Origin of the sequence: Pseudoduganella sp. RAF53_2, from assembly GCF_052113985.1 — a bacterium.
Classification (GTDB): domain Bacteria; phylum Pseudomonadota; class Gammaproteobacteria; order Burkholderiales; family Burkholderiaceae_D; genus Rugamonas.
This window is the reverse complement of the sequence record NZ_JBFRDW010000114.1, coordinates 1-11,698: the sequence shown is the minus strand read 5'-3', so window position 1 is coordinate 11,698 and position 11,698 is coordinate 1. Positions and strand designations below refer to the sequence as shown.

General features: G+C 60.3%; 16 protein-coding genes. 7 read left to right on the top strand and 9 right to left on the bottom strand.

What is annotated here, in order from left to right:
- The coding region (locus tag AB4Z11_RS09345; protein ID WP_442024701.1) for a carboxymuconolactone decarboxylase family protein at positions 1-525 on the bottom strand (525 nt) is incomplete at its 3' end.
- Positions 526-585: 60 nt separating this feature from the next.
- Positions 586-1,239, bottom strand: a complete 654-nt coding sequence (locus tag AB4Z11_RS09340) for a MarR family winged helix-turn-helix transcriptional regulator (RefSeq protein WP_442024699.1) — start codon at positions 1,237-1,239, stop codon at positions 586-588.
- A 159-nt stretch (positions 1,240-1,398) separates the two neighbouring features.
- On the opposite strand from AB4Z11_RS09340, the gene AB4Z11_RS09335 reads away from it, so the two are divergent.
- On the top strand, positions 1,399-1,761 hold the full coding sequence (locus AB4Z11_RS09335) for a hypothetical protein (RefSeq protein ID WP_442024697.1): 363 nt from the start codon (positions 1,399-1,401) through the stop codon (positions 1,759-1,761).
- Between the two features lie 4 nt (positions 1,762-1,765).
- On the opposite strand, the gene AB4Z11_RS09330 is transcribed toward AB4Z11_RS09335, so the two are convergent.
- Positions 1,766-2,347, bottom strand: a complete 582-nt coding sequence (locus AB4Z11_RS09330; protein WP_442024695.1) for a molybdopterin-dependent oxidoreductase — start codon at positions 2,345-2,347, stop codon at positions 1,766-1,768.
- Between the two features lie 17 nt (positions 2,348-2,364).
- Here AB4Z11_RS09330 and AB4Z11_RS09325 point away from each other — a divergent pair, with 17 nt between their 5' ends.
- Together AB4Z11_RS09325 and AB4Z11_RS09320 are read left to right on the top strand one after the other, a co-directional pair.
- Positions 2,365-2,964: an alpha-ketoglutarate-dependent dioxygenase AlkB family protein gene (locus tag AB4Z11_RS09325; RefSeq protein ID WP_442024693.1), complete on the top strand. Its 600-nt coding sequence runs from the start codon at positions 2,365-2,367 to the stop codon at positions 2,962-2,964.
- Positions 2,965-3,146: 182 nt separating this feature from the next.
- Positions 3,147-3,752, top strand: a complete 606-nt coding sequence (locus tag AB4Z11_RS09320) for an outer membrane beta-barrel protein (RefSeq protein WP_442024691.1) — start codon at positions 3,147-3,149, stop codon at positions 3,750-3,752.
- A 98-nt stretch (positions 3,753-3,850) separates the two neighbouring features.
- Here AB4Z11_RS09320 and AB4Z11_RS09315 read toward each other — a convergent pair whose 3' ends face one another.
- Positions 3,851-4,312, bottom strand: a complete 462-nt coding sequence (locus AB4Z11_RS09315; RefSeq protein ID WP_442024689.1) for a DUF6265 family protein — start codon at positions 4,310-4,312, stop codon at positions 3,851-3,853.
- Positions 4,313-4,412: 100 nt separating this feature from the next.
- Between AB4Z11_RS09315 and AB4Z11_RS09310 the strand changes: the two genes are divergently transcribed.
- Complete coding sequence (locus AB4Z11_RS09310; RefSeq protein ID WP_442024687.1) at positions 4,413-4,997, top strand: YdeI/OmpD-associated family protein; 585 nt, start codon at positions 4,413-4,415, stop codon at positions 4,995-4,997.
- A 15-nt stretch (positions 4,998-5,012) separates the two neighbouring features.
- Positions 5,013-5,210: a hypothetical protein gene (locus tag AB4Z11_RS09305; protein ID WP_442024685.1), complete on the top strand. Its 198-nt coding sequence runs from the start codon at positions 5,013-5,015 to the stop codon at positions 5,208-5,210.
- Positions 5,211-5,248: 38 nt separating this feature from the next.
- Here the strand turns inward: AB4Z11_RS09305 and ettA are convergent, their stop codons facing one another.
- The 3 genes from ettA to AB4Z11_RS09290 all read right to left on the bottom strand — a co-directional run bounded on the left by ettA (position 5,249) and on the right by AB4Z11_RS09290 (position 8,297).
- Positions 5,249-6,916, bottom strand: a complete 1,668-nt coding sequence (gene ettA / locus AB4Z11_RS09300) for an energy-dependent translational throttle protein EttA (protein ID WP_442024683.1) — start codon at positions 6,914-6,916, stop codon at positions 5,249-5,251.
- Positions 6,917-6,981: 65 nt separating this feature from the next.
- Entirely contained in the window at positions 6,982-7,860 is an 879-nt protein-coding gene (rarD, locus tag AB4Z11_RS09295; protein WP_442024681.1) for an EamA family transporter RarD, read from the bottom strand.
- The gene (locus AB4Z11_RS09290) at positions 7,857-8,297 is read right to left on the bottom strand and encodes a GNAT family N-acetyltransferase (protein WP_442024679.1); all 441 of its coding nucleotides are present in this window, start codon (positions 8,295-8,297) and stop codon (positions 7,857-7,859) included. The genes rarD and AB4Z11_RS09290 overlap by 4 nt, the downstream gene beginning before the upstream one ends.
- Positions 8,298-8,421: 124 nt before the next feature.
- On the opposite strand from AB4Z11_RS09290, the gene AB4Z11_RS09285 reads away from it, so the two are divergent.
- The gene (locus tag AB4Z11_RS09285; RefSeq protein ID WP_442024677.1) at positions 8,422-10,305 is read left to right on the top strand and encodes a potassium transporter Kup; all 1,884 of its coding nucleotides are present in this window, start codon (positions 8,422-8,424) and stop codon (positions 10,303-10,305) included.
- A 100-nt stretch (positions 10,306-10,405) separates the two neighbouring features.
- Positions 10,406-10,855: an FKBP-type peptidyl-prolyl cis-trans isomerase gene (locus AB4Z11_RS09280; protein WP_442024675.1), complete on the top strand. Its 450-nt coding sequence runs from the start codon at positions 10,406-10,408 to the stop codon at positions 10,853-10,855.
- 47 nt (positions 10,856-10,902) lie between these two features.
- Here the strand turns inward: AB4Z11_RS09280 and AB4Z11_RS09275 are convergent, their stop codons facing one another.
- Positions 10,903-11,355, bottom strand: a complete 453-nt coding sequence (locus AB4Z11_RS09275) for a GNAT family N-acetyltransferase (protein ID WP_442024673.1) — start codon at positions 11,353-11,355, stop codon at positions 10,903-10,905.
- A 41-nt stretch (positions 11,356-11,396) separates the two neighbouring features.
- Positions 11,397-11,698 (bottom strand): DUF4148 domain-containing protein (locus tag AB4Z11_RS09270; protein ID WP_442024671.1); only part of this gene is annotated, 302 nt, incomplete at its 5' end.

The following is an 11,698-nucleotide window of genomic DNA, read 5'->3' as shown; positions in this document are numbered from 1 at the left end:
CAGCTGCACGGTGGGGAAATCGACCGGCACCTGGAAGGCTACGTTCACATAATTGGTGAACAGGTTGAGCGCCACGTGCGCCAGAATTTCCACGATCTCTTCGTCGCCAAAGCCGGCGCGGCGCAGATCCTGCACTTGCTCATCGCTGATCTTGGCGCGGTTATTGACGACGGCCAGGGCGAAGCGCAGCGCGGCTTCGGTTTTCGGATCGTCCGAGACCCCGGCCTGGGCCGCGCTCATTTCCTGCGCAGTGGCGCCAGCCTTGCGTCCCAGTGCCGTGTGCGCAGCCAGGCAGTATTCGCAATCGTTGCGGTCGGCGATGGCCACGGCGATCTGCTCGCCCAGCTTGGCGCCGATCACGCCTTTGCCCAAGGCGCCAAAGCTGCCCCACATGCTTTTCAGGGCGGCCGGCGAGTTGGCGACCGCCTTGAACATATTCGGCGTAGCGCCGAAAGCGGATTGAATCTGGCCCAGCAGTTCAGCGCGTTCGCCGGCAGCAGCGGTAACAAGAGATACACGGGACATGGTATTTCCTTTCATTTAAAGTAGGAGTCCTAATTAATAGGGCTCAAAAAAAGGCCGCCCTCATCCGAAGGCTTGCCAATTCTTTTGCAGCGCCGCCGGATCGGCCGCTTCATGCTCCGGGCAATCCAGACGCAACAGTTTCACCGGCAGCGGTTTCCCGACCAGGCCGCAGTGATGCGGCGCGTCTGGATTCTGATGCCGGTTGGGCTGGAAATGCTTGCACGTCAGGCAAGCACGCAGTTCGGGGAAGCGCTCGCTTTGCTGCAATTGACCAATGAGCTGAAGCAGGCCGGACAGCAGCAGCTGCTGCGTTGCGGCGGGCAGGGCAGCGACAGCCTCGTCGGCAAAGCCGGTGGCGCCGGCGATGCGCTGGGCGACCTCGATGCCGGACTGCGTCAGGAGCAGGCTGGTGGCGCGTCCGTCATCGGCCGCGCGCGCCTTGCGGACCAGGCCCTTGCTCACCAGCGCCGCCACGGAATCGCTGGCGCTGGCCGCCGAGATTGACAGCTGGCGTGCCACCCACGACAGGCGTACGCCCTCAGGACGCGCCGCCAGCAGCTGCAGGATTTCCGCCTGCGTCGGGTTCAGATTTTCCGTGGTCGCAAACTCCCACATGCCCGACCGCAGCACGGTGCCGATGCGCGAAATGGCCGAAACGATGCGGACGGAGATGTCCGGCGTATCGCTCCAGGGGGAATTGCTAGGCTTGTCCATGGCGGCAAGTATAGTGAAATGCCCATTCTTGTCAAGGACTCCTAACTATATTATCTGTTGTGCCACAGCAAAAATATGGCCCGGAAGATCGACAAAGCTCCTGTAAGGCAATAAGCTAGACTATCTGGAGTTGTCACAAAAAGTAATCAGGGGAATGCTATGTTATTTTTAAAGTCCACGTCCGTCACCAAGGCACCTGGCATCTATGAAGTTGATATCGCCGCCAAGCCGCCTGGCAAGACCTTCGGCGTATACATAGCGACTGACCCGGACAATCCGCCGACCGCTGTGCTGCAAGCGCTGGCCGCCGGCGGTTTCCTGCAAACCCACAGCTCGGGTTACACCCATAAAGATCGCGGCAAGGTGCTGGACCTGCACTTCCACAAAGATGGCACCGACCTCTTCAAGGGCTGGAAGCCGGAAGAAGCCGAAACCAATATGGCGATCATCAACAAGATCTTCTCTGATGTCGGTATCGCCATCACCCCGCGCGTGATGTCGCTGGCGGAAGCCTACGCCTGATCATTCAGGCAGTCTGTACATCAATGTGATAGAGGGCCCACGGGCAGGAGCCGAAACGCTCCGCCAGGGGCCGCTTTGCCATTTCCGGAATGCGCCCGGGCTCGTAGACGGCCCATAGCGGACCCAGTCCACCCAGTGCCATCGCCGCGCCATCGATATGCGTAGCGACGATGAAGCGCTGGGCTTGCGCTTGCGCCACCGTGATGGCGACGGCGTAGCCATCCACTGCCCGCAGGGTCAGTCTGGTGCTGCCATCCAGCGGCGCGCCCGCCGCCTTCAGCACGTCGGCCAGCAACGGACCGGACAGCGTGTGCTGCTTCTGGTCGTATTCCAGCACGGGCTTGATCGTTATCGCGGGCAGCGCGCTGAGCGCGGCGAAATCGAAAGCGAAAGCCTTATCGAAACTCAGCTTCTGCTTGTGCATCATCTGGTCGATGACAGGATCGAAGGCCGGGCGGTTCGGCTTGGCGATGGCGCCGGTGACCGTGAGCAGGGCTGGTCCGCGTGCGGACTTCGGTGCCGCGTTGGCCAGGGGGGGAAGGGCGCCGGCCGCGGCCAGCGCAGAGAGGAAGTGTCGTTTATCCATTCCCGTATCATATCGGAATGGATCTCTTTGCTGCACAGCCCGAACTGCTACCCATCCCCGTCGAGGATGGCGAACTGTCCTTCATGACCCAGCTGCCGCTGGGCCTGTCGAACGCCAATATCCTGCGGCGCCTGCAGGAAGAAACCGCCTGGAAAGCGGAAACGATCTTCCTCTTCGGTCGTGAAGTGCCCCAGCCGCGCCTGAGCGCCTGGTATGGCGAAGCCAGCTATACCTATTCGGGACGCACCTTCCACCCGCTGCCGTTCACGCCGCTGCAACTGGAAATCAAACGCGTGGTGGAAGAGGTGACGGGCAAGCGCTTCAATAGCGTTCTGCTGAACTACTACCGGGACGGCAATGACAGCATGGGCTTCCACAGCGACGACGAAGCCGAGCTGGGGCGCGAACCTGCAATTGCCTCCGTCACTTTCGGCGACACCCGTACCTTCATTTTGAAGCACAAGCGTCTGCCCAGGACCTTGAAAATCGACCTGACCGACGGCAGCCTGCTGTTGATGGCGGGCAAACTTCAGCATAGTTGGCGACATGGCATCAATAAAGAGCGCCAACCGCGCGGACCGCGCATCAATCTCACCTTCCGGCTCATTTGCAGCTAAGTTCCGTTATTTTGAGTCGAACTGCGCTAATTCAAGGTCCCTTACATCTTAATACAAATCTTACCGGATTTGCGGCCACTTAAGTTTTAGCAAGTGCTATCGTGCATCTCAATCGCAATTCCAAGAGATGAACTGCGATCCCAAGCAAGACAATTTAACAACTTTGCTGAAAGATCACGACAATGAAAAAGATTGCACTCGCCCTTATCACTACTGCAGGCGCCCTTGGCGCACTGTCCTCCGCCCACGCTGAAGACTGGAATACCAGCAACCTGAAGCCTTATATCGGCGCCAGCGTCGTCGGCTCCCAGCATAAATACAACCTGGGTAACGACACCAGCGGCGGCGACAACAAGAGCACCGAATACGGCGGCAAGATTTACGGCGGCGTCCAGCTCGACAAGACCTGGGGTGTGGAACTGGGTTATACCGACTTCGGGAAGTCCAGCTATGGCTACGCGGTGAACGGCGTGAACGGCAATATCGATTCCCACGCCAAGTCCTGGTACCTGGCTGGCAAAGCCACCTGGCCAGTCAACGAGCAGTTCAATGTGTTCGGCAAGCTGGGTGTCGCCCGCAACAAGAATGACGTGAACGCCACCGGCCTGGCCACCATCTACAACTCCGGCGATAGCAACAAAACCGGTCTGTACGCCAGCGTTGGCGGCGAATATGTGATTAACCAGAAGGTATCTGCCGTGCTCGAATACGAACACTACGGCAAGAACGACATCGACCAGGGCCGCCGCAACGGCGCAGTCAGCCTGGGCGCCAAGTTCAACTTCTAAAGTCGTTGCGGGCGCTTGAGCCCGCCCCCGCTAGAGGCCGGGCGCGACAGCGGCATCCCCTCCGATGTGCCAATGTCCTTGTGCCCGCCTCACCCTTACTACTGGCAGGCCGCCCGCTTGAGCGGGAAATCGATGCCTTTCAGTTTCCCCTTCGACATGCCCTCAATCCGCGCGCCGATATTGTCGCCAGCGCGCTTGTAGATGATGCGCTGAGGGAAGTCATGCTGCAGGTTCTCGAAGATCACTTCCCCTTCCTCCAGCTTTAACACCGGGAAGGCCGCCTCAGCCTGATTGTGCGGCTTGGCCACGTAAGCCAGCTTGCCCGGCTCCACTTCGCGGATCGACAGGAATTCCCACTCAATCGTTTTGCCGCCCTTGACCGTGCGGCCGACGCCCATCATGGTCCCGCCCGCTGGCGCCATCCACTGTTCACCCGAACCGTTCTCGCCGCCCACCGCCGACCAGCATCCCGCCAGCCAGCCCAGGCTATCGATCGGCGCCGCGCAAGCCACCGCTCCAGCACTCGCCAACAGCAATCCGCAGAAGAATTGTTTGCGCATGGTCGCCTCCGATATTGTGGATTGTCAATATTACACCCCGCTCGCCAACCAGGGCGGAAAGGGTTAATATTTTTCAAATTTTTCCACGAGGTGTAATTCGATGAGTGAGAACCCCGCAGTGAATGCCTTTCTGGGCAAGGCCACGAGCTGGAAAGAAGAGATGACCAGGCTGCGCGAGATCGTGCTCAGCTGCGAACTGAAGGAAGAGATGAAGTGGGGCCAGCCATGCTATACGCTGGATGGCGACAATATTGTGCTGATCCACGGTTTCAAGGAATACTGCGCGCTGCTGTTCTTCAAGGGCGCCTTGATGAAGGACCCCAACGGCATCCTGATTCAGCAAACGGAAAACGTGCAATCGGCGCGGCAGATCCGCTTCACCAATCTCAAGGAAATTACCAAGTCGGCCAAGATCGTAAAGGCCTATATTGAGGAAGCAATCAAGGTCGGGCAGTCGGGCCAGAAAGTGGAATTCAAGGAAACCAGGGAATATCCGGTGCCGGAAGAACTGCAAATCAAATTCGACGAGCTGCCGGGGCTGCGTGATGCCTTCTACGCCCTGACTCCGGGCCGCCAGCGCGGATATCTGCTGCACTTTGCCGCACCGAAGCTGTCCAAAACCCGCGAATCCCGCGTGGAGAAATGCATGGACCAGATCCTCGAAGGCCGCGGATTAAACGACTAACGTAGAAAGAGAAAAATGTACCTGCTTCAAGATATGTCCCCCTTGCTCATCCCCATTATCGCGCTGCTCATCCCCATCGTCGGTGTCATCGCCTGGGCGGTGGTAAAGGTCAACCAGGCACACCTGCTGCACGAAACCGTCCGCATCCTGAGCGCCAACGGCCAGCCGATTCCACCGGAGCTGCTGAGGAAAATCACCGGCAGCAAAGACTAAAAAAAAACCCGCCGTGTGGCGGGTTTTTTGTTGCAGGCTTAGCCGTGCAGCGGCTTGTAGCGGATGCGCTTTGGCTTGGCGCCTTCTTCGCCCAGGCGCTTTTTCTTGTCCGCTTCGTATTCCTGGTAGTTACCCGCGAAGAAGCTGACCTGGGAGTCGCCTTCGAAGGCCAGGATGTGGGTGGCGATACGGTCCAGGAACCAGCGGTCGTGGGAGATCACCATCACGGAGCCTGCAAACTCGAGCAGCGCGTCTTCCAGCGCGCGCAGGGTTTCCACGTCCAGGTCGTTGGACGGTTCGTCCAGCAGCAGGACGTTGCCGCCCATGAGCAGGGTCTTGGCCAGGTGCAGACGGCCGCGCTCACCGCCGGACAGGTTGCCAACGATCTTCTGCTGGTCGGAACCTTTGAAGTTGAAGCGTCCCACGTAAGCGCGCGACGGCATTTCGAAGCGGCCCACGCTCAGGATGTCGGCACCGCCGGACACCGCTTCGAACACAGTCTTGTCGTTGTCCAGCTTGTCACGGCTCTGGTCCACCAGCGAGATCTTGGCGGTCTTGCCGATCACCACTTCGCCCGAATCCGGTTGCTCGATCCCGGCAATCATCTTGAACAGGGTCGACTTACCGGCGCCGTTCGGGCCGATGATGCCCACGATCGCGCCCGGCGGGACGATGAAGGACAGGTTGTCGATCAACAGGCGGTCGCCAAACGATTTGGTGACGTTCTTGAACTCGATCACATCGTTACCCAGACGCTCGGCCACAGGGATGAAGATCTCCTGCGTCTCATTGCGCTTCTGGTATTCGTATTCGCTCAGCTCGTTGAAGCGGGCCATACGCGCCTTGGACTTGGCCTGGCGCGCTTTCGGATTCTGGCGGGACCACTCCAGTTCCTTCTGCAGCGCTTTCTGGCGCGCGGACTCGGTGGCTTCTTCCTGCTTCAGGCGGTCCTGCTTCTGGTCCAGCCATGAAGAGTAGTTGCCCTTCCATGGAATGCCATGGCCGCGGTCCAGTTCCAGAATCCATTCGGCAGCGTTGTCCAGGAAGTAGCGGTCGTGGGTAATGCCGACCACGGTGCCCGGGAAGCGCACCAGGAACTGTTCCAGCCATTCGACGGATTCGGCGTCCAGGTGGTTGGTCGGTTCGTCGAGCAGCAGCATGTCCGGCTTGGACAGCAGCAGTTTGCACAGCGCCACGCGGCGCTTTTCACCGCCGGACAGCACGCTGATTTTCTGGTCCCACGGCGGCAGGCGCAGTGCGTCGGCGGCCATTTCCAGCTGCAGGTTCAGGTTGCCGCCATCGGCTGCGGCCAGGATGGATTCCAGGCGTTCCTGCTCCTTGGCCAGGGCGTCGAAGTCGGCATCTTCTTCGGCGTAAGCGGCATACACGGCTTCCAGCTGGGCTTGCGCGCTGAAGGCTTCGCCCAAGCCGGATTCCACTTCCTGGCGCACGGTTTTTTCAGGGTCCAGCTGCGGTTCCTGTGGCAGGTAGCCGATGTTCAGGCCCGGCATCGGGCGTGCTTCGCCCTGGATATCGGTATCGATGCCGGCCATGATCTTCAGCAGAGTCGACTTACCGGAGCCGTTCAGGCCCAGCACGCCGATCTTCGCGCCCGGGAAGAAGGACAGCGAGATATCTTTCAGGATCTGGCGCTTGGGTGGGACGATTTTGCCCACGCGGTTCATGGTATAGACGTAGTTTGCCATCAGGAAATTCTCGATTTTTTACAAAGGTCAACAAGGATACGCCAAACCGGCGTGGCAATCCAGTTTCAGGCCGTGGCGCGGCGGCTGGTCCACAGGCCTTCGCCCATGTACACAATCAGCGCACTCCACACGACGATAAAGCCGGCCATGCGCTCCGGCGAAAACGCCTCATGGAAGACCCACAGGCCAAGCAGCATCTGCATGCTCGGCGACAGATACTGCAGCATGCCGAGTACCGCCATCGAAATGCGGCGCGCGCCGGCGGCAAACAGGATCAGCGGAATGGCGGTAATCGGACCGGCCGCCACCAGCAGCCAGCGCGTGGTATTGCTTGGCGTGTTGAGGAAGGCGTTCTGGCTATGCAGGGTCAGCCAGACCACGTACACCAGCGCCACAGGGAACAGAATCATGGTCTCGAACGACAGGCCTTCCAGCGCGGCCAGCGCTGCCGTCTTGCGCAGCAGGCCGTAGCCGCCGAAAGTAATGCCCAGGATCAGCGCGATCCACGGCAGCTGGCCGGCCTGAATCGTCAGCCACGCTACGCCGGACGCTGCAATGGCGACCGCCAGCCACTGGCCGCGCCGCAGCTTTTCCTTCAGCACGATCTGGCCCAGCAGCACATTCACCAGCGGATTGATGAAATAGCCCAGGCTGGCGTCGATCACGTGGCCGTTGTTCACGGCCCAGATGTACATGAACCAGTTGGCGCTGAGCAGCACGGCGCTGGCGATGAAACTGGCGACCACTTTCGGCTTCCTGACCACGTCCGGCAGCCAGCGCCACTGGCTGCGTGCGGTCAGCACGATAACGAGGAAGAGCAGCGACCACAACATGCGGTGCGCCAGGATTTCGATCGGCGGCACTTCGCCAATCGCGTGGAAATACAGCGGAAACAGGCCCCAGCACAGGAAGGCGCCGGTGGCGTACAGAATGCCTGGATTCATCGTGCCGCCAGCTCCAGGTGCAGGATGGGGAATGGATTGCCCTGGCCGTCCAGTTCCGAGCGGCCGGTCTGAATGAAGCCGAGATGGCGGTAGAAGCCGCAAGCGCCGGGGTTCTGCTCGTTGACGTCCACGCGCGTCGCGCCCAGCGTGTTGATGGCGAAATCGGCCAGCGCGCGGCCCGCGCCGCGGCCATGAAAATCGGGATGCACAAACAGCATTTCGATATTGCCATCGGCCACACCAAGAAAGCCATATGGCGCGCCATCGCCCTCGCGCACGCTGTACAGTGGTGCAAAGGTGGCAAGTATTTCCCGCACCAGCGGGCTCAATTGCTGGATCGCGTTTTCGCTGAGGAAGGTGTGCGTGGCGCGCACGGCAGCTTCCCATACCTCGTGCAGGCGGGGCGCATCCGCGGCATCGGCTTTGCAGATTTGCATGATTTTCTTTCCGTAAAGGAGGAAAATAGCACAATTGCGGAAATCGCACCGGCCATGCCCAACTTGCAATTTGACCTCGGATGGCCTATTGTGCAACGCACCAAACCTTCAGTAAGGTGAAAACTTGACGTCGCAACAACATAAGAAAAGCAGCCTTGCGGCACTAACGCTGGCGGCGGTGGGTATCGTGTACGGGGATATCGGTACCAGCCCACTCTACACTCTCAAAACCATTTTCGATCCTGCCCACGGCCTCGGCCTGAACCACGACAACGTGCTGGGCGTCGTCTCCCTGATCTTCTGGGGCCTGACGATGATCGTTTCCCTCAAATACGTGAGCCTGGTCCTGCGCGCGGACAACCGCGGCGAGGGCGGCATCATGGCGCTGATGGCGCTGGCGCTGAACTCCGTCGCCAAGGTGGCGGACAGCTGGCACTTCCCGCTGCTGCTGCTCGGTACCTTTGGCGCCACCATGTTCTACGGTGATAGCGTGATCACGCCGGCCATTTCTGTGCTGGGTGCGATCGAAGGTCTGGAAGTGGCGGCGCCTGCGCTGGAACAGTACATCGTGCCGCTGACCATCGTCGTGCTGGTTGCGCTGTACGCTGTGCAGCGCCACGGTACCGCCGGCATCGGCCGCTTCTTCGGTCCGGTGATGGTAGTGTGGTTTGGCGCCATCGCTGCCATGGGTGTGGTGAACATCATGGAAACGCCGGCCGTGCTGGCTGCTTTGAATCCGCTGCATGGTCTGCGCTTCCTGGCTGCCAACGGCTTTGTCTCCTTTGTCGCGCTGGGCGCCGTGGTGCTGGCCTTTACCGGCGCCGAAGCGCTGTATGCGGACATGGGCCACTTCGGCAAGAAGCCGATCCGTGCCGCCTGGTTCATGGTCTGCTTCCCTGCGCTGGCGCTGAACTACCTGGGCCAGGGCGCGCTGCTGATCAAGACGCCTGATGCGATCAGCAATCCCTTCTTCAATATGCTGGGTCCGTGGAGCGTGTATCCGCTGGTGGTGCTGTCCACCATGGCGGCGGTGATCGCTTCGCAGGCCACGATTTCCGGCACCTTCTCGATGACCAAGCAGGCCATCGCGCTGGGCATGCTGCCGCGCATGCGCGTGCTGCACACCTCGGAAAGCGAGATCGGCCAGATCTACATTCCGGTGGTGAACTGGCTGCAGCTGATCGTGGTGCTGCTCGCCGTGATCGGCTTCCGTTCTTCGGACGCACTGGCTGGCGCTTATGGCATCGCCGTGACGGCAACCATGCTGGCCACCACCGTGCTGACCTTCTTCGTGATCCGCTACCGCTGGCACTTGCCGCTGGTGCTGTGCTTCCTGGCGACCGGCTTCTTCATCATCATCGACATCTCGCTGTTCTCCGCCAGCACCCTGAAGCTGCTGCATGGCGGCTGGCTGCCGCTGCTGCTGGGTACTGCGTTGTTCACTGTGATGCTGACCTGGCGCACCGGCCGCGAGCTGGTGTTCAAGAATCTGGAAAAGCACGCGATTCCGCTGGAAGCTTTCCTGAACTCGCTGTTCATGGCGCCGCCGGTGCGTGTGCCGGGCACCGCCGTGTTCCTGCGCGGCGAAAGCGATGGCGTGCCGCATGCGCTGCTGCACAATCTGTCGCACAACAAGGTGCTGCATGAGCGCGTGGTGTTCTTCACCGTGCACATCGTGGAAGAGCCGTATGTGGCGGCGGAGGAGCAGGTCAAGATCCAGCCGCTGGGTCACGAGTGCTACCAGTTGAACGTGCACTACGGCTTCAAGGACGAACCGGATATCCCGAAACTGCTGCAGCTATGCGGCGAACAAGGTCTGCCGTTCGAGATGATGGAAACCTCCTTCTTCATCGCCCGCCAGACCGTGATCTCGACGCCGGGCGAAGGCATGGCGCCGTGGCGCGAGCACCTGTTCGTGGCCATGTCGCGCAATGCGCGCGCGGCGGCGGACTATTATCAGATCCCTACCAACCGGGTCATCGAGCTCGGCACGCAGGTGGAAATCTGATACAAAATTGTAATTCTGTGTATGGCTACTGGGAAATGGAGGTAGCAGTCTGCTAAACTGCTGCTCCGGCTTCCGACCAATTCAATTTAGGTAAGACAAGATGAAATCGATGCTTCAACTGTTCGCCTCCCTGGCATGCGCTCTGGCTCTGACTGCTTGCGGCGGCGGTTCCAACGATACGACCACCACCACCCCGACCCAGCCTGCCTTCACCAAGACTGATACGGTAGTCGGCACCGGCATCGAAGCGATTGCAGGCGACCAGCTGACCGTGAACTACACCGGCTGGCTGTACTCCGACACCGCCTCCGACCACAAAGGCACCCAGTTCGAAAGCTCGAAAGACACCGGCACCCCATTCACCTTCACCCTGGGCAAGGGCACCGTGATTGGCGGCTGGGAGCAGGGCATCCCTGGCATGAAGGCCGGCGGCAAGCGCACCCTGATCATCCCATCGGATCTGGCCTACGGCGCCACCGGCTCGGGCACCAAGATCCCGGCCAACCAGGCACTGGTCTTCGATATCGAGCTGATCTCGATCAAGCGCTAACTCAGCGTCACAACAAAAAAGCGGCCTGCGGGCCGTTTTTTTTTATCTCAGCGCATCATGTCGATGTGCATGATGCCGTCTTCATCGTAGGGTTCCGAGATGGTCCGGAACCCGAAACTGCCATAGAACTTTTCCAGGTGCGCCTGGGCGCCGATGCGGATGCGGTGGCCCGGATGCAGCGCTTCGGCGCGGCGGATGCCTTCCGCCACCAGCTCGCGGCCGATGCCGCTGCCGCGTGCGGACTGTGTGGTCAGCACGCGGCCCAGCGACATCTCGGGGAATTTCACGCCCGGCCCGATGCAGCGCAGATAGGCCGCCAGCTCGCGCTTGCCGTCGACGCTATGCCAGCCCAGCAAGTGATAGGCACCCGCGTCCAAGCCGTCGAGGTCGGAATAGAAGCACTGCTGCTCGATCAGGAACACTTCCTGACGCTGGCGCAGCATTTCGTATAAATCGTTTCGGGAAAGACTCTCAAAGTCCAGCCACTGCCATTCGATCATTGGTCGCCTCTTGGTGAATGAGGCGACCATTGTACGGCAGCTCAGCGTGCGTCGCGTGGCTGCTGGGCGGGTTTGGCGGCGGCCATTTCGGCGCGCACTTCGGCACGTCGCGCAGGTGCGATCGGCTGCAGATTGAAGGGGTAGCTTTCGCCGTAGTTGATGTCACCGCGCTTCAGCGCTGCGATGGTTTCGGCACGCACTTCGGCGCGCGTTTTGGTCGATACGAAAGTCTGATCGGCCTGGTAGCCTTCACCGCTGTTCACGGCTTGGTCGGCATAAGCGCCGGTGCTCAGCAAAAGAGCGGCGGCTGTTGCGATAAGACGGGCTTTCATGATCCAAACTC

What these genes read in the sequence shown, in the direction of transcription:
- AB4Z11_RS09340 (WP_442024699.1), bottom strand. Translation starts at nt 1,239, where the DNA reads ATGGACAAGCCTAGCAATTCCCCCTGGAGCGATACGCCGGACATCTCC.
- AB4Z11_RS09335 (WP_442024697.1), top strand. Translation starts at nt 1,399, where the DNA reads ATGTTATTTTTAAAGTCCACGTCCGTCACCAAGGCACCTGGCATCTAT.
- AB4Z11_RS09330 (WP_442024695.1), bottom strand. Translation starts at nt 2,347, where the DNA reads ATGGATAAACGACACTTCCTCTCTGCGCTGGCCGCGGCCGGCGCCCTT.
- AB4Z11_RS09325 (WP_442024693.1), top strand. Translation starts at nt 2,365, where the DNA reads ATGGATCTCTTTGCTGCACAGCCCGAACTGCTACCCATCCCCGTCGAG.
- AB4Z11_RS09320 (WP_442024691.1), top strand. Translation starts at nt 3,147, where the DNA reads ATGAAAAAGATTGCACTCGCCCTTATCACTACTGCAGGCGCCCTTGGC.
- AB4Z11_RS09315 (WP_442024689.1), bottom strand. Translation starts at nt 4,312, where the DNA reads ATGCGCAAACAATTCTTCTGCGGATTGCTGTTGGCGAGTGCTGGAGCG.
- AB4Z11_RS09310 (WP_442024687.1), top strand. Translation starts at nt 4,413, where the DNA reads ATGAGTGAGAACCCCGCAGTGAATGCCTTTCTGGGCAAGGCCACGAGC.
- AB4Z11_RS09305 (WP_442024685.1), top strand. Translation starts at nt 5,013, where the DNA reads ATGTACCTGCTTCAAGATATGTCCCCCTTGCTCATCCCCATTATCGCG.
- ettA (WP_442024683.1), bottom strand. Translation starts at nt 6,916, where the DNA reads ATGGCAAACTACGTCTATACCATGAACCGCGTGGGCAAAATCGTCCCA.
- rarD (WP_442024681.1), bottom strand. Translation starts at nt 7,860, where the DNA reads ATGAATCCAGGCATTCTGTACGCCACCGGCGCCTTCCTGTGCTGGGGC.
- AB4Z11_RS09290 (WP_442024679.1), bottom strand. Translation starts at nt 8,297, where the DNA reads ATGCAAATCTGCAAAGCCGATGCCGCGGATGCGCCCCGCCTGCACGAG.
- AB4Z11_RS09280 (WP_442024675.1), top strand. Translation starts at nt 10,406, where the DNA reads ATGAAATCGATGCTTCAACTGTTCGCCTCCCTGGCATGCGCTCTGGCT.
- AB4Z11_RS09275 (WP_442024673.1), bottom strand. Translation starts at nt 11,355, where the DNA reads ATGATCGAATGGCAGTGGCTGGACTTTGAGAGTCTTTCCCGAAACGAT.